The following is a 19,306-nucleotide window of genomic DNA, read 5'->3' on the forward strand; positions in this document are numbered from 1 at the left end:
CATCCATAAATGAATAGTTTGGTCAATTAGTTACCCTGTACCTACCTCTTGCTCATCATTTACTGCGGCTCCTTAGCCTTTTATCTTAGGCAACGGTATATCTGGTAATAGACGTTGTAAATTATCCATTTGTGATTCATAGGACGAAGACACCATCACCATCTCATCATCCGACAATACCTCCTGTCCCTTTACCTGATCTCCACGCTTATTTACCCAATGAATGTTAGTCATATAAACACAGACACTACCATCTGACGCACAAAGCCTTACATCCCATCTCCCCAATTGATCATTTGGTGTGATGACTGCCCATTTAGGGTTTTCAGTATTAAAATATTCAATGGTCTCACTTTGTAAGAAAAATGACTGATCCTGAAAATCATCCTCTACTAATAGAACTCTAGCAATTTGCAAAGAAACATTTAACAAGATAGGATGTGTTATCATTTGTTCTTGTATTTGTTCAGTAGCTTGAGACAGATGACATTTTAATACCAACTGGTTAGATCCCTGATATATCTTTTCGATTACTTGATATCCCGAGCCAAATGATACCCCCACTGAGCTTAATAGATTCTCTAGATTATGTTCGGTTTCCTTACTATTGTCGATTAGAGTTTGAATATCCACTGTTGGTGGAGCTAACGGGGAGCGTAAGTATGCTTCCCCTTGACAGATAGTTTCATCCGGTCTAGTGTCGCTTGCTATCACAAATTCAATGACATCTTTTTCGTTCATAAATAATCGCAGATAAACCTCGATTGCAGACGAATCTATTAACAGAGATTCAAGGCAGTCTATCTTATTTAACACAATCTGTGGTATTTCTGGGGTTTCCTCTTCCCAAGCTTTTAGGATGGCATTATGAACCATTTCAAAAAAAGTGGTCACAGATAAAGCAGGCTGTCCCTTTACCCTATACTCACTTAGCAAAGACTCCTTACCCGTAAAATTAGAAGTAAATCGCACCCCAGAAAAATCTGACGTATTTTGATGCAATAATGGATGGAGGTGTGTAGGTTTCTTGGTAGCACTTGGAACATTCGGAATCCAAAAACGCTCCTGCTTAAATGGATAGGTTGGTAGACTGATGCGCTTTGGCTGACCTTTGGGATAAAAGCAATGCCAGTCCACATCCATACCAATCACCCATAACCGAGCAATGTAATGCGATTTGCCCTTTTGCTGCCATTTTTGTAGTATCTCTTGTCCATCTTCATCCTCTGTCAACAAATCCAATAACTCATCCTGTTGTCGGATATGTCCGCGGTAAATTCCATTCGTTTTATCTTCGCCTGCCAAAAAGCTTTTCAGCTTCTGCTTAAAGTCATTACGGTCCTTAACCATGAAAGCAACCCGTTCCTCCAATGCTATTCGACCAACTTGAAGCGTATAGGCAAGATCTGTCATATTTAGACTATCATCCTCCTCTAGTTGATTAAGATAGTTTAGAAGCTTCTGCCCATAAGCGAGAAGACGTTCCCCGCTCTTAGCAGAGATAGGCACTAGGATCTTTTGGGATGATTTCGAAAATTTCTCTTGAGGTACAATGGAAGGATTCTCCTCCATAATAATATGCACATTTGTACCTGTTGCACCAAAAGAGCTAAGGCCAGCCCTACGTGGCAAAACGACTGTTTCATCTTCTTTTGTGATAGTTGGATTATTCCAGCTTTCTTTTTCTTGTTGCACAAAAAAGGGAGAGTCCTCAAAGTGTATATAGGGATTTAACTCTTCTGAATGTAGGGAAGGCACTAAAGTTTTATGATAAAGTTGTAGTGCGTTCTTAATTAATCCACTAATCCCAGCCGCCGATTCCGCATGACCGATGTTCGATTTAACTGATCCAATAGAACAATACTGCTTATCAGAAGTGTATTGTCGATAAGCCCTGATTAGCCCTTGAATTTCAATTGGATCACCAAGAGATGTACCCGTACCATGTGCTTCAACATAACTAATAGTACGTGGATCAATTCCAGATTTCGCAAGACATGAAGCAATCAAATCCCCCTGTGCCACTGGATTAGGCACAGTAATGCCATTAGCTCTCCCACCATGATTAATGGCACTTTCTTTAATGACAGCATAGATATTGTCCTTGTCTTTTCTCGCCTTGGATAAAGGCTTTAACAACACCACACCAACCCCATCACTTGACACATATCCATCCCCACCTTTCCCAAAGGAATGACAGTAACCATCTGAGGCATGCATATTTGCCATACCATAGGTTAAGTATTTGTTGGGATGAAGAGATAAGTTCACTCCTCCAGCTAAAGCAACATCACTTTCCCCTTTTCGTATACTGTCGATGGCTAAATGGACGGAAACCAATGAAGAGGAACATACGGTATCAATAGCCATGCTGGGGCCGTTAAAGTTACAAAAATAAGAAACTCGATTGGCAATAGGTGCATAATTAAGCGATAGAGGTAACGGCATTCCCTCCGCTACTGCTTCGGCCCCAATAAGGGTGTAATCTTTATGCATTACACCTGCAAAGACCCCTACAGAGCTTGAATGATTCCCTCCCGAATAGGCTGCCAATGTTTGTGGGGTATAGCCTGCATCCTCTATACACTCCCAACATACTTCCAAAAACAAACGTTCTTGAGGATCAAGGATTTCTGCTTCTCGTGGGGCAATACTAAAGAAATGAGGATCAAAACAATCAGCATTATCAATGAAACCACCCCATCTAGAAATTGGTTTTCCCGATGGAGAGGTAAGATTGTCAAATTTCTTCCAGTCCCAGCGGGAAGGTGGTACCTCTGTAACGCAATCTTTTCCAGCTACTAAATTAGCCCAAAACTCTGAGATGTTAGCAGCACCTGGAAAACGTCCCGCCATACCAATTATCGCAATGTCTTCATCCTGCTCCTGCACATCTGGTGCTTCTTTTGCTAGAAGAACCGGATCACTAACTTCTTCATCCTCTACTTCTACTTCTTCCTCTTGCCCTTCCTCCCACTCGGGTGGCAAGGCGACATGTTCGGCAAAATAACGAGACAATTCCTGGATCGTGCCATACTCAAAGAACAAGGTAGGGCTAACAACGATCCCTAGCTTAGATTCTACTTCTTGGCTAATTTCCAAAAGTTGAGAAGACTGCAACCCAAGCTCAAAATACCCCTGATTTGTTCGAACCTTAGACGACGATGTATTCATATGATGAGCAAAAATATCTCGTAGCATATGTTCATATATCGCTTCCTTCGCACCCTTCTTTCCTTGTTGTTTAGGTATTTTTGTTATTGCTTTCTCTTTTTCCACAACTGATGATGGAACCCGTCCTTGTAACGAAGCAGTAATCTGTTCTTTTGCTCGAATTTTTTTACTAGTGATCCCGAGAAGTTGCCCTATCTGTTTACCTTCCTCGTTATAGAAAAACATATCCAGTGAACAAATATCATTCCCTTTCTTTACAGAGGTAGCCAATGCTCTTACATATACTTCTGTCTGCAAAGGGGCTGTACAATAAAAGGAAGCATAATGTAAAGGCAAATAGAGATCCTCCCCTTGACCTGGTATTTCCCACAGCGCACCTGCTGCCATGGCAGAGCCGTCTATTAATGCTGGATGAAACAAATATCGTTCAGCTTCCTGCTGATGTGTTTCATCCACCTTAATGGCAATAAGGAGCCCCTCTTCATCCTGATAGACATCACCTTTCGCTTTAATGGCCCCGCCATGAACAAGCCCCTGCTCACGTGCTTGTTCATATACCTTATCTAAGTCAAAATGATGACTTGATTCTTTTTGAAGCTTATCTAAATGAATAGACTCATTAAAGGTAACTGTCTCTGGATGTAATTCCGCAGTGATACACACGAAATTCTTTTCATTGTCTTGGAATTCACTTTTCACCTGTATATGCCATTGACCATTTTTTTCTTCAAAGGTAAAAGCTAGCGGTACAGGTTGATCAGCACTGACTGTTAATGGATGTAAGATAGATAAACGTTTTAACATATAATCTTGATGACCTAATCCCACCCGTTCCGCCAATTGATACAAAAGATCGATATAGGCGAGACCTGGCAGCAATGGTTGATCATATACCTTATGATGTTGGATGATAGGGTGATCTACTGTTAACGTCAGACGAAACACATTGGTCATTGAATCTCCCCCCAAACATTTCCTGCAAATTTTATATTATCCTGCTTAACATTTTCTTTCACAAAGGCTTTTCCACTGATCAGTTTATTCTGTAAAACCGGAGGCACCTTCGGGTAAAGAAGGCGATTTTTGTTGGATGCAAAGGATTCAATGATGACATGATAGTTCGTCCCCCCATCTGGAAATGAACTTAAAGCAGCATTCCGTGGTAGATTAGCCGATGTTTTCCATTTTACGGATTCCCGGTTAAACTGAATTCTCGATTGAGCAAAGTCATAATGTTCAAAAGGTTCTCTCGCAGATAAGAATGGAGGTATTTCCCCATAATAAACACTTAATACGCATCGAATAAAGCTAGCCATTCCTGATGCTAAAAGCAAATGACCAATATTAGGTTTTATAGCTCCTAAATAGACTTGGTCTAATTTCTGATTAGTAAGATCATAAGCTTCGGATAGTGCCTTGATTTCCATGGTATCCATGATGGGTGTGCCACCTCCATTCAATTCGATATAGCCAATGTCCTTTGGCTTCTTACCGCTTAGCTCTAATGCTTTTTTAATCACCTGCTTTTGAGCATGAAGACTAGGAGACCCCGGACCAAGCGTACGACCATCATTATTGACTGCGATGCCTTTCACCACTCCATAGATGTGATTTCCATCTCGAATAGCATCTGATAATCGCTTAACCATTACTACACCAATTCCTTCTCCAAGAACTTCCCCCGTCGACTGTTTGTCCATAATCTCAAACCGACCATTTTGACTTAATATATTCCGAGCTGCAAAGACATCATGGGCCGTTGGGCTTAACAATAAGCTAACGGCGCCGACCAACGCCATATCGATTCTTCCAGCTTGCAGGGCATCTGTGGCCATTAGTAATCCAGACATGCCTGAAGAACAGGCCGTATCAACTACTAAACTAGGTCCTTTAAAGTCAAAAAACTTAGATATATTGGTAGCAAGATAGTTTTGGCCCATCCCTAAAATGGGGTTAGTAGATTGTAAAACTTGATCTAATGGAGCCATCGGCTGTGAACGACCACCAATATAAACCCCTACCGATTTTCCTTGTAAATCACTTTGTTCATAACCTGCATCATAAATCGTTTTAAGGCTTTCTTCCAAAAGCAAGCGTGCCTGTGGATCCATAATCGCAGCATCCGCCTGATTAATATGGAAAAAGTCAGGATCAAATCGGTCAATACCCGTAATCCACCCCCCTTTGTCCACCCGACCATTTTTAGCCATCCAGCGTGTTTTCGGTACAGAACGCAAGGCACTTTTTCCTTGTTTCAATAATTGCCAGTAGGCTTCTTTAGTAGGTGCATCTGGGAAGCGTGAGGCAATGCCAACGATTGCTATATCTTCTTTCTGTTGCATTTGCCCATCTCGAACAGTCACCTTTGGTGAAATTTTTACCTTCTTATCTCTTTTTGTTGCAGATGCCTTTTGAAAAGCAGTACCATGGTGTTCCATTAGATAATTAGCTAAAGCAGCAATGTTATCATGTTCCAAAAGCAACGAAGGGGATATCGTCTGGTCGATTTTCTGCTGAATGACTTGTACAATTTGAGCAATAATAATGGAGTCCACCCCATATTCTGTAAAGGAAATATGCTCATCTGGGGCTTTTATTAGCTTTAATTCTTTTTGAAAAATCTCTTTTAACCATTTTACCGCTTGCGCGCGTTCTCCTAAGACCGTCTCTTCCTTGCTGTGCCCATCTATTTCCTTGATTGTTGGATTCCAGGTTATTGGCTCTTTCCGATATAGGAGTTCATCCAGTTGAAAGCGTCCTGGATCTATAACAGCGGGCATACAGACCGGCTCATCAAGTTGCCTTACCATCTCTATAAGTTGTAATCCATCCGCCGTATTGAGAGATTGTAACCCGGACATCTCATATGCTGGGGTATCTATACCACCTGCCACCATACCTGTTTCCTTCCATGCCGGCCATTGGATCGATTGAATACCAACCTGTCCTTGACCAGCTTGATAATTGGCATAAAAGTCCATATAGGCATTAGCCATTGCATAGTCACTTTGACCCGCTCCCAAATAAGGAATACCATTAGCAACCGAAGAGAATAGTAAGAAAAACTTCAATGGTTCATCTGATAACGCTTGATGCAAATTAGTTAATCCAATCATTTTTGGCTCACAAACCGCCTGTATTTCCTGAATCGTCTTTTTCAGAAAGGAAGGGTTCTCTCCTTTTATACCTGCACAGTGGAATACACCAGTAATTGGTCCCATCTGTTGATGGATTTTGTTTACCATCAGATTTAGGCCCTCACTGTCTGTTAATGCAGTATGATCATAATACACTTGCACTCCTTGATCGTTTAAGGCTTTTAAGTGACGAATCTTCTCAGCACGTTGACTTTCCTCCTCACGTGTAAGAGCTTCAGCCCATAGAGACTGGTCTGGCAATGGCTCTCGCCCCATAATGACAAGTCGTTTGACACCCTGACTGACAACCCGTTTCGCAATTTGTTCCCCAATCCCTCGGGTTCCCCCAGTGATTAGAATCACATCATCTTCCTTAAAAGCTGTCCTACCTTGTTCTTTTGGTTTTGATATTTCTTTCATTTCAGGGACAAAGCGTTGATCCTGACGGTAACAAAACTCCGTCATCTTCTTTTGTTGATCAAACATATCCTTCACTTGTCCCCACAGTCGATTTGGTTCATCAGTGGGACAATCACTATCCATCGTGATAAATGACGTTTGCTTATATTCTGCCCCTAGCATTCGATATAATCCCGCTAGACGGGCACCTTGTAAGGTTGGTTGCTCTATCTTCCAGGACTGTAGACAATGAGTGACTTGTATCACTTTCCAACCATCAGCTTGTCGATGATTGGATAGTAAGTGTTGGAAAAAAGTGATTTTACCCCATTCGATTCTGGATTCTTGCTCATATATGGCATCATAAGCTGTTAAATCAATCATTCCTTTGAAGTCCTTGTCTGCAATTGTCCCTTTGAGCTGTTGATATAATGTTTCGCCTGCTCCTTCGTTGTAAAAATCCGTTGAAACGCCTTGTCCCACCGATTCACCATGGACAACCGGAATAATTTGAACATCTTGGTCTTCCAACATAGGATGGATCAAATGAAACGCTCGACAAGTTGTAAAAACAATCAGTTTCCCTACTAATAACTTGCTGTCCTCCTGAACAGGGTCTGGGCTCCATGTTTTATGAAGGATTTTTTTCTCCTTAGAGAATGGTACTGTCTCCACCTCTTTATTCCTTTCCCTCTTAACCCAGTACCTTTCCTGGGCAAAAGGATAGGTAGGGAGACTGATACGTTTTGGACGATTTGTGGCATATAGCTCCTCCCAGTCAATAGGCATTCCATACACCCACATACTGACTAGCTTATGACATTTGCCTTTTTGCCACCATTGCGATAATATCTTTTGAAAATCATCATCCGTTTTTAGAGCGTCCATTGGTCCTTTTTGCTTAGTGAATTGACCTCTGTACAATCCGGATATTCTTTGTTTCCCATCCAAAAACTCCTTTAATTTTTCTCTGAGTTCTGGAATAGACGTTACTAATAGCCCCAAACGTTCTTCCATGGCATCACGTCCTACTTGTAATGTATAGGCCAGATCCGCCAGTGCCCCATCATCAGGCTTCCAATTGCGAATAGTCCACCATAAGTTTTGTGCCTGCTCTTTCAACCGGCTCTTATCTTTGGCAGATAAGAGAATGATCGCAGGGGAATGAGGGAGAGTGCTTCTATCAATTAATACAGCTTTTGATGTTACATACTCTTCAATTACCACATGTGCATTAACTCCACCAAAACCAAAGGAACTAACACCAGCACGTCTTGGAAGCTCCTTACCCTCTTGATCCTGAAGGGCTGTCCATTCTCGATTGTTTTGAACAATATAGAAGGGACTATTTTCTAATTGAATATAAGGATTGATGACGTCCGTATGCAAGGTTTTAACTAACTTTTTATGCTTTAGTTGCAATAATAGTTTAATCACACCAGCAATTCCTGCTGCCAACTCCAAATGCCCAATATTCGATTTGATTGAGCCTAAGCCACATTGGGCCTCCTTCACGGTTGATTCTCCTGTTGTCTCGTAGAGCTCGGAAAAGGCAGTCTTTAAGCCATTGACCTCAATAGGATCACCCAATTCCGTTCCAGTACCATGGGCTTCAATATAGGTGACTGTTCTGGGATCAATACCTGCTTTTTGATAGGCATCAATCAGCACCTCACTCTGTGCCTTAGGATTAGGAGCTGTCAAAGAATTAGCGTGTCCGCCATGATTCACAGATGACCCCTTAATCACACCATATATATGATCCCCTGCACGCTCAGCATCTTCTAATTTCTTCATGTAAATCATACCGATTCCTTCTCCACGCGCGTAACCATTCGCCTTATCGGAAAAGGTTTTACAACGTCCATCCTCTGACAGCATATTTGCTTTGCTAAAGCTAATATGCAATTCTGGTGTCAAAATTAGATTAACTCCTCCGACAATGGCTCCTTCACAGTATCCGTTTTGAATAGCATTAACAGCACGGTCAATGGCCACCAAGGAACTGGAACAAGCAGTATCTATCGGTTCACTCGGCCCGTGAATATTCAGAAAATAGCTCATACGATTGGGGCCTAAAGCGGAAGCCATGCCAGTTGCTGAATAGCCTTCCAGTTTAGAGCCAGCGTTTTTAATTACATTGCCATACCCACTGTATCCCATCCCCACAAAGATGCCTGTTTTTGTACCAGTTAAACTTTGTGGAGCGTACCCTGCGTCCTCAATTGCCTTCCAAGCATACATCATCAGCAAGCGTTGCTGTGGATCCATTAACTCAGCCTGGCGTGGTGAAATACCAAAAAACAGTGGATCAAACTGATCAATCCCCTCTATAAAAGCACCCCATTTTACATTCGTTTTATTCGTTTCAGTAGGGTCACCGTAATATTCCCGCCAGTCCCAACGTTCTTTTGGTATTTCTGTAATACAATCCTTACCTAACACAAGATTTTCCCAAAAGTCATCTAAATCTTGCCCCCCTGGGAAGAGGCCACTCATACCGACTATGGCAATATGATCATTTGCTTTCTGTTGTTTGGCGGAGGACTTGTCTGCCACTCTTTCGTTAGACTTTGCTTCAGAATAGCGATGTTGATTACCTTGCTCTTGTTTATTTTCGATAGGTAAGGGCTGTGATCCAACCGTACCTATTGGCTGAAAATGAGCTTGTAACACGTTATAGTAAGTACGAATCAAATAATCTGCTAAATCATTCAAGGTATTGTGCTCAAAGAAAATCGTAGGCATTAATTCCAACTGATAACACTGATTTAACTCATCTGCTAGCTCTGAAAACGTAATAGAATCAAATCCATATTCGTCAAGTCCTGTATACTTATCTAGCTCATCTATCTCAACATGAATCAACTGAGAAACGACATCAAAAAGGGCTGTCTGTAGACGCTCCTTCAAATCAACAGAAGCCTGGGTTTGGTTTTCGGTTTTGTTCTTTTTCGCTTGAATCACCTCTTGTTCTATTTGAGGAGTTAGTAATCGTTGTCTTATCCTCTTCGTATCTCCTACGGTTACAAGTACTTGTTCATTGTCTAATGCAAATGCTCGGTAAAATGCTTTCATGCCTACTTCATTCAATAATGGCGTCATCCCAAGCTGTCCACCCATCATCTGTTCCTTTGATGAGCTGATTGTCATCCCACCATTTTTCCAATAAGGCCAATTAATAGAAAGAGTTCGACCACTACGCTGTTTGTCTTCTACTAAACGATTACGCCAGTACATAAAGTGGTCCATAAAAGCATTAGCAGCTGCATAGTCGGCCTGTCCAATACTTCCCCACACCGCTGATCCTGATGAAAAGCAGATGAAAAAATCCAGCGGAACGTCTTGGGTGGCTTGATCCAGATGAATTAAGCCGTCAACTTTGGCTGCCATTACGGCTTCAAGCTCTGCTTTCGTCTTATGACGGATTAGACTGTCCTGAACGACACCTGCACTATGAATAATTCCTTTGGGGACGCCATATTTTTGTTTTATTTCCCTTAATAAGGTTTTAAGAGCATGGCCATCCGTTACATCAGCACGTTCATATACAACTCGGATATTAGAAGGAATCTCCATATTTTTCAGGACATGGCCTGAAGGAGAACGACCTACAAGAATTACTGTCGCTTGTTCAACCTGTTTGGCAATCTCTTTAGCAAACAACTGGCCTAAACCACCAGCGCCTCCCGTAATCAAATAGGTACCACCATCCCTAAAAGGTACAATATTATTAGTAGTATCGGCAGTAATCTCATCCAATCTCCTAACCGATCTTGACCCTTGTCTATAGCGGATATGCTGATCCTGGCATTGCCTATTTTCCTCAAGAATATTATTTATATCCGTTAGCTCATCTACTTCAATCAACTGACCAAAGACATGCGGATGTTCTAATTGACCAGTTTTTAAGATAGCAGCCAGACCCTTGAGGGAGTGTTGATCATCGACTGCCGGAATCACTAATTGCAGACACTGTGGTTGCTTGTCGTGTACATCGATCATGGATTGCCATTCCTTGAGAATCTGATTAGCATAATCCATATAGCGTTCAGCAACCCCTACTTTTTCAGATTGTAACCAACGAAAATCTCCCTCTATTGGATTATCAAATCCACAAAACAATACAAGACTTTTTTCATATGGTACTTTTTCTTTCTTTTGATTAACGGGTTGTTCAAACCAAAGTGGAGCTAGTAACAAGGTGTCTGTCTTCTCAGTCTCCTGTCCTTGAGTCAGTTTTCTAAGGGAAAGGCCTTTAAGTTTTGTACATACACGACCCTGATCATCACAAAGATGTATATCTAGTTTAATCACGTCATCCTCTGCTTTGCTTCCTTCACTATACTGGATAAATGACCACATACGTGGCGAACACGGTCTACGAATCACGGCCTCCTCCAAAGCAAAGGGAATACGAGGGGTTATGTCATTCTCCGTACTATTCATCAATCCTATTGCTGCCTGTAATGCAGAATCCATCAAACCAGGGTGCAATTCAAAATCGGATAATGTCGTTACTGCTTTTTGTGGGAGTTCCAGTCTTGCTAGAATTTGCTCATTCCCCATATATATTTTTTCAATACCCTGATGGCTTGGTCCATACGTTAATCCAACCTCTTGAAAAGCCTTATATGTCTCATCTCGTGATAATACTTTCTGACTACAATCTTCCTTAAGAGTAGGTATATCCAGTGTGACAGTTTCTTCCGTCTTACAAATATCTGCACGACCTCGATGATAAATGACATCATCTGACAAATCATCCCGCATTTCATATACTATCTCGTCATCCTTTATAGCTGATAAAGTCATATGCATCTTTTGAGGCCCGTCTTCAACCAAGAATGGCTTTAACCAAACCATTTTATATAAATGGATGCTTAAGGGCACTGGTTGAACGACCTGTTCGATTGCCACTCTTGCCATTTCTAAATAAGCCATCCCTGGCATCATTCGTTTCTCATGCACTAGATGGTCTTTAAGAAAACATTCACCACCAGAAAACGTGGAACTAAACTGTAAACCTTGAAGATCCGAATTATTATCCTGTAGAAGGGGGTGAATATTGGTCTGGTGTAATACTTTTTTCTCCGCCTTTTTCTTCTCATCACTTCGTTCATAATACTTCTTAGCAAACGGATATGATGGGAGGTGGATACGCTTCGGCTTTTCTAGCCCATATAATGCGTCCCAATCGATTTCTGTGCCTTCTACCCACGCCTTGGCAATCTTGTTCAGCTCACCATCTGACACCCATTGACTCACCACTTCTTTTGGAACTTCTTCCTTGTCTTGTTCAAGTAATCCATCGTTTGCCTCTTTACTCTTTTGCCCTTGCAAGGTATTAGCAGAAAGCTTTCCTGCAGCAAAATCCCTTAAGGCGCTAATAAGCTCACTCATACTATCTACCTGAAATATGACTCGTTCTACCATTGCCTCTCTACCAGTTTGCAGCGTATAGGCTAATGATGATATTGAAAGCTGTTGTAACTGTCCTTGTTGCTCCTTCTGGTTAAGAAAAGACAGCAACTTCTCAGCATATGCAAGTAAACGATCCTTTTTTCGTGCAGATAACGGAATTAACATAGAGCTCCCCCCTTAATCCTTTACTTCACTTGGTTTATGTTCCTGTACCACTAGATGCGCATTGGTTCCACTATGGCCAAACGAGTTAATCGCAGCGAGCAATGGTTTCCCTTGCTTGGAAACCCATGTCTCTGTTTCTGTGTTAATGTAAAAAGGAGAACGATGTAAGTCAATTAGCGGATTTAAGGTTTTAAAATTAATTAGCCTAGGAATTTGACGTTGAGTAATGGATAACAGTACTCGTATTAAACCGATGACACCCGCTGCCGCACCAGTATGACCGATAGAAGACTTGGTACTGCCTATGGCGCAATAATGCTCTTTCGTCGTATATCTTTTAAAGGCACGGATAAGTGCATTTACCTCAATTGGATCACCCAATTTTGTTCCTGTCCCATGTGCTTCGACATAGGAAATATCATTTGGATCAATTTCGTACTTTTTATATATATCCATTAACAATCGTTCTTGCGCTAAACCATTTGGGGCAGTAATCCCATTGCTAGCACCATCCTGATTTATTCCCGATCCAACAATGACACCATAAATAGGGTCACCGTCTATTTCGGCCTGGTGAAGCGGTTTTAATACAACAATACCTACCCCCTCTGATAAAACAGTACCATCTGCTTTTTCATCAAAAGTAAAACATTTCCCTGTCGGAGATATCATATCTATCCCTGACAATGCTACAAGCGAAGAGGTGTCCAAGTTAGCATAAACGCCACCAGCAATTGCCAGATCAGTCTCCCCCTTACGTAAGCTTTCACAGGCGAGATGAATAGCTGTGGCTGAAGAGGAACAGCCAGTATTCACGACCATTGCCGGTCCCATTAGGTTTAAGTAATAGGATAGACGGGAGGCAACAATTGCATCTGACGAACCTGTAAAGGATTCATGATAATAATTTGCTGGCTCTGCCCCAATAAATACCCCAACAGGTGCTTCTGACAATTTTTTAGGATTATATCCTGCATCCTCCAATGCCTTCCAGCTTTCTTGTAGTATAAGCTTTTGGTGAGGACTCATCGATGCTGCCTCCCGGGGTGTAATATTAAAAAAGAGTGGATCAAATGCATTCTTTTCCGTTAAAATCCCACCCCATTTACTGTAAGTTTTCCCTGACTGTTTTACCTTATCGAAATACTGTCCTTGATCGAGATAATTAGGGGGGAGTTCATGTACACCATCATGTCCATTTTTGAGATTTTCCCAAAAGGTAACCAAATCTGGTGCATCAGGAAACTGGCCAGTCATTCCTACTACAGCGATAGCCTGCGCGTTATCTTTTACCATTTTTGGTTCAATTTTTTGACTATTTTGAAGAGGAATCGATGGATTCCTCTGTGACAATTCTTGCCTAGAGTCATCCTCAGATGAATGTCCTTGATCATTATCCAGTTGACTTAATATATGATCATGATATAAATCCGCAATATAGTCTGTTAGACGTTGAACCGATGTATAGTCAAATAAAATCGCACTGTTTAAATCAATTTTGAAAAACTCATTTAACTGGTTAATAAAGGCTACGCCTAGGATGGAGTCCACCCCATATTCAGAAAAGGCAACTTCCGGTGAAATTCGATCACGGTTCACCTTAAGAGCGATGGCTAGCTGCTCTATCATGATACCTTTTACATAGTCTGTGATCTTTTTATCGGAAGGATTCACCTTGGTATCCGCTTTGGGGACGACTGAGTAGTCTTCCGTGACCACATGCTCTACTTCCCTTTTTACTTCTTGTGGTGCAGGTAGTCTAATCCAACCATCACTTTCTGCTACAATAATCCGCTGACCATTTTTAGGGCCATGCTCTCCTAAGAAAGTTACTTGTTTAAATCCTTCCTCCTCCATTACCCTTTGCCAGGTTGGGGGATCAATCAATGGAGACCCGTCTATTCGCAAATCGTCATCTTTGAAAAGCCACCAGCCATCCAATAGACCAAAGGTCACCGTGGCAAATAGATTCTTTTGGGTCATTTCATTTAAAAGGATCAATCCATTTGGTTTTAGAACCGATTTCACCTGTTTAAGGGTTTCTTTGATTGATTGAGTGGCATGAAGTACATTGCTTGCAATTACGATATCATAAGAACCTGTTTCAATCCCTTGCGTAGACAACGGTTGCTCCACATTCCAGGTTTGAAAAGTCAAATTGGAATAAGCTTCGCCATACTGCTCTTCTGCAAATAAAAGAAATGACTTAGAAATATCCGTATAGACATAATCTATATGATTGGAGTAAGGCTTGATTCGCTTTAAGACAGTAGCACTCGTTCCTCCAGTTCCTGCTCCTGCTTCAATAATTCGAATGCGCTTCTGGGGATGCTTAGCGACCCTTTCCTTAATATACATCTCCATAACATCTGCCAATATAGAATTAAAATAATCAGAAATGGCATTTTCTTTATAGATGCCCTCCACGTTTTGAATGGAAGAATTCGCAAAAAGCACATCTGTAGCTAAAATCCGACCTTCTAAGATGTCAGGTAGCTTTCTAAGACAGGAATCCAACAGTTTTATCTGAACCTTCCAATCTTGATCTTCACTATATTCAGAAACCGTTTTCTGCCAATCCTGCCATATTATATCCTCTGACTTTATATCTGCTACTGTTGACACTTGATCTTCCTTGTAATGAATATAACCATGACCCTCTAAGATACGTAAACACTCGGACAGCCAGCTATGATATTTTGTCTTGATATTACTTTTGTTGTATATATCCTTAATGTTAACGGTTGTTCCTCTTGGTGGAAGACCAAGAGGACAGAGCTGTACAAATAGTAAGGCTGCCACTCTCGCTTCCATCTGAGTTACCAGCCCTTCTTCAATCGCGCCTTGATAAACTCTATCTGGCCATTGTAAAAATGAATGAAGCATAGGTTCCGTCGTCGGACGATAAATCGCCACTTTACCTGATTTTACCTTCATCATTTCCTTTACAGCAGAGGTAGGTCTTAGACATAGATTTTGCTCTAACAGACCTTTGGTAAGAAGGTTTACACTTTGGACAAAACAGTCAAACCCTTCTCGGTCTTCCAATGAACTAGTGTGATTTTCCAAAGACGTGCCTGCAACTGACGAATTCCAAAAACCCCAATTAATTGTACCGACCGGAAACCTTGATCGATGTTTTAGGCTACGCACCCAGGTATCTGCAAATGTCACTCCTGTCGCATAAGCAGAAAACTGTGAAGCACCCGAGAACGAATAGGCCTGTCCTGAAGAAAAATAAAGCATAAAATCAAGCTCTTCATCCACGAAAGCCGAATAAAAGGATAATCCCCCTATCGTTTTCACATTAAGAATATTCATAAACTCCGCTTCTGTTGTCTGACGAATTGTATTTTCGAAGGAAAATACTACCCCGGAGAAGATTGCACCATGTATAACGTGAAATTGCTCTTTAATCCTGTTTACTGCCATCTTCATTTGCTCTTCATCCGTCACATCTGCTTGAATATAAGACAGTGAATCTTGAAAAGGCTCCATTTTCTGCTGGATTACTTGATCCTTCTCTGGCGTTCTTCCAATCCAAATGACGTGAGCTTCATAGTCAGCAATTAAATAGCGGGTAATAATCCGACCGATGGTACCACTTCCACCAACTATTACATAAATCCCTTTGTTCCTAATTCCGTTCGTTTCAAGGTGTCTCCTATCATCCATTTCATAAAAGACTTGATGATAACGCCTTCCATCGTCTAACTTAATTACTTCACCACGATGTGAAGGTGGTTCACTGACAACCTTTTTGATGACATCTTCTTTTACCTCTTGAATATCTTTAGTAGAAAGGTCTAGGTTACGTATCCTTAGCCGATGATCACCCTGTGCCGCGGAATAAACAAGCCCAGTAATGCCTCCACCATAAGGACTAACTGGGTGTTTGCTTAACGTATAGTTATCCGTAGTCACTATATAAAAGTCGATCGGCTTATTCATCGGTTGACTGTCATTTAACTCTTTCAACAGACGTAATAGCTGTACCTCATTACGGACCTGGCTTTGTTTTATTTTTTGGGGTTCAAGTCGACCCTCTTTATCGGCATGTTCCGCAAGAAAAAAAAGACGATCTATCGACCCACAATCAGCGAGACAGTGATGGAAAGCTGATTCATCATAAATGTCGCATTCCCATTGATCTGAGGCGTGTTGCCGAGTGATGTCGCCCAGACAGATTTGTACAATATGTGGCCTAGTAATCCCCATATGGTAATAGTCAATTATTGCCTCTTTTAAAGTAGCTGCTGATTTCTCATAAACAATGACAACCTGTTGATCAGGTGGTCTTTCACTAGGGACTACTTGCGCCTCTTCCCAAACCGGCAAATACATACATCCATTCAAAGAAGATGATGGTTGCTTCTGATTAGAAGTTTGCTTTGAATTTAGAGTGACATCAGGTTGTTCTACTTCCTTTCCAACATCTGAAAACCAACATTTTTGCCGATTAAAAGGATATGTAGGTAAGCTGATACGACGAGGAGTACCATCGCGATAAAGCATATTCCAATCAATCTCGAGGCCTTTCACCCACAATTCCAACAATTTCTCATATTTTCCTTTTGTTAACCAATTACCTATAATGACCTTCATCTCATCATCCGATGATATCGTCGATAACACTGCTTTTCCCGCCTGGGCTGTTCCATGAAATACTTCATTGTTTTCTTCTCCAGCCAGAAATGCCGTTAATTTCTTCTTAAGTTTTTCTATGGAATCAGCAGTTAAAGCTAGTCTCTCTTCCATTACCTCTCTACCAATCTGTAGTGTATAAGCCACATCCATTAAATGGCGTTCATCAAAAGACTCCATCGTTTCCACCAGGCGTTCAACCCTCTGCCTGAGTGCTGAGGGATCTTTAGCAGAGAGAACAATAATGGCAGGGTGAGCATGCTCATGATGCTCCATTATTTTGTCTGGATTAAATTCCTCTACCACTACATGCGCATTGGAACCACCAGCCCCAAAAGCGGAAATGCCCGCACGTCTTGGATACTTTTTTTCCTCCCCTTCCACATTAATTACTGGTCTTTCCCAATTTTCTAAGGTTTGTTGTACTTTAAAAGGTGTATGATCAAAATCAATGTGCGGATTTAAGACTTCGGTATGTAAGGAAGGGACCCGCTTCTTATATTTCATTTGTAGTAACACTTTGGTTAATCCAGCAATCCCTGCTGCCCCTTCGCAATGACCGATATTCGATTTTACCGAGCCAATCGAGCAAAACTGTCGATCACTGGTATAGTTATCGAAAGCTTTTTTTAGACCAGTAATTTCAATCGGATCACCTAGGACTGTTCCCGTGCCATGGGCTTCGAGATAAGTGATGGTTCGTGGATCAATATTCCCTTGCCTTAAAGCTCGTTCTATTACTTTTGTCTGGGCATTTGGATTAGGAACAGTATAGCCATTAGTCTTACCACCGTGGTTAACTGCTGTTCCTTTGATCACACCATAAATATTATCTTTATCGCGAATCGCCTCGGCCAAGGGTTTTAATAAGACTGCCCCTACACCCTCACCGGGAACATAGCCATCTCCATCCTTTCCAAAACTCTGGCACCGACCATTACTTGATGCAAAATTTCCTTGGCCAAGCAATAGATACTTATTGGGGTGAATGGAGAGATTAACTCCTCCAGCAATTGCCAGTTCACATTCCCCACTTTTGATGCTCTGACAGGCAAGGTGCAATGATGTTAAGGACGATGAACACATGGTATTAACTACCAAACTTGGCCCTGTAAGGTTGAAAAAATAGGAGACCCGATTAGCGATCGCTGATAGATTACTCCCTAGAGCAAGGGCATTTCCCTTAGCTTGCTCCTCGGAACCATACAACGGATATTCCTCATACATTGCGCCTACAAATACCCCAACCGCATCAGCAGTATGTAAGCCTTCTTTGGAATAGCCAGCGTCTTCCAATGTTTCATAAACACATTCTAGGAATAGGCGTTCCTGTGGATCAAGTACTTCTGCCTCTCTTGGGGAAATATTAAAAAAGAGCGGATCAAATTGATCTACTCCCTCGATAAATCCACCCCATTTACTGTTGACTTTACCCGGTTTATGCTTGTCCTCATCAAAATACAATTGATGATCCCATCGATTTGGGCTGATCTCGGTGATACTGTCTATTCCTTCTTCAAGATTCTCCCAAAATTGCGCAATGTTATTCGCACCTGGATATCGACCGGCTAACCCAATGATGGCAATCCCATCCTTTTGTTCCGAAGAGACCGTTTCTGGCTTATCGTTTTTCGGTTCCTTCCGTTTCTTTGAAGAAAGTGACGGCTGCAAGTCATCTTGTCTTACAGCCGAAGTCTCCTCGATTCCGTAAAGCTTGGCCAATATTTGCGAATGGGAGTTTACTAGATAGTTAGCCAATTCACGAATCGTTTGATATTCAAAAAATAGTGTCTTAGATAACGGTCCAAAATGTTCCTCTAGTTTTCTAGTTAGTTTCATAATCATAACGGAATCAATGCCATAATTCTCTATGGGCGCATTGGAATCTAATCGATCCACAGGTATTTCTAATACAGCAGATAAGCGCTTTTTAAGATAGTCAAGCGCAATCAACTCAAGCTGATCCGTTTTTGATTTTAAATTAGGACTGCTTTGTATCTTATCCACATGCTGTGATATATACTCTGCCAGCTCTTTTAGAGTGCCCTTTGCCATAATTTGAGCAGGTGTTAGCTCTATACGGTATTGCTGAAAGAGGCGTTCGGTTAATTGCTTAAGCAATACCTGATCTAATCCCAGCTCTAACCATTCTGCATCTTCACTAATAAGGGTTGTCTCTAGACTGAGTAGATCTACCAGGATTTGCTGCAATTCTTGCAGTATTTCAACCTTGGGACTAGATGAAAAGATTTTAGACATTCTTTTAACGGCCTCTTCCTTGTTAATGGTATTATTTTTAATTTGCTGGTATAAAGACTTAACCGTATCATTCATATGCTTCACCTCTTACCAAATAGTTTATG

The 19,306-nt window shown here is 41.4% G+C and carries 3 protein-coding genes and 4 pseudogenes; all 7 read right to left on the reverse strand.

The annotated features are described in order from the left end of the window. Positions 1 to 72: 72 nt before the first annotated feature. Complete coding sequence (locus ACZ5N5_RS00490; protein ID WP_464373808.1) at positions 73 to 741, reverse strand: polyketide synthase dehydratase domain-containing protein; 669 nt, start codon at positions 739 to 741, stop codon at positions 73 to 75. Between the two features lie 21 nt (positions 742 to 762). Next, positions 763 to 3,399 (reverse strand): annotated as a pseudogene (locus tag ACZ5N5_RS00495) (type I polyketide synthase); the annotation flags it as partial. Next, positions 3,382 to 4,128: pseudogene (locus tag ACZ5N5_RS00500) on the reverse strand (polyketide synthase dehydratase domain-containing protein); the annotation flags it as partial. The pseudogenes ACZ5N5_RS00500 and ACZ5N5_RS00495, both read right to left, overlap by 18 nt. Next, positions 4,125 to 12,299, reverse strand: a complete 8,175-nt coding sequence (locus ACZ5N5_RS00505) for an SDR family NAD(P)-dependent oxidoreductase (protein ID WP_464373057.1) — start codon at positions 12,297 to 12,299, stop codon at positions 4,125 to 4,127. The pseudogene ACZ5N5_RS00500 and the gene ACZ5N5_RS00505, both read right to left, overlap by 4 nt. A 12-nt stretch (positions 12,300 to 12,311) precedes the next feature. Continuing rightward, on the reverse strand, positions 12,312 to 16,643 hold the full coding sequence (locus tag ACZ5N5_RS00510) for an SDR family NAD(P)-dependent oxidoreductase (RefSeq protein WP_464373809.1): 4,332 nt from the start codon (positions 16,641 to 16,643) through the stop codon (positions 12,312 to 12,314). Between the two features lie 99 nt (positions 16,644 to 16,742). Next, positions 16,743 to 18,890: pseudogene (locus ACZ5N5_RS00515) on the reverse strand (beta-ketoacyl synthase N-terminal-like domain-containing protein); the annotation flags it as partial. Between the two features lie 129 nt (positions 18,891 to 19,019). Next, positions 19,020 to 19,277, reverse strand: a pseudogene (locus tag ACZ5N5_RS00520) (hypothetical protein); the annotation flags it as partial. Positions 19,278 to 19,306: the final 29 nt, after the last annotated feature.

Source organism: Gracilibacillus sp. JCM 18966, assembly GCF_055392695.1.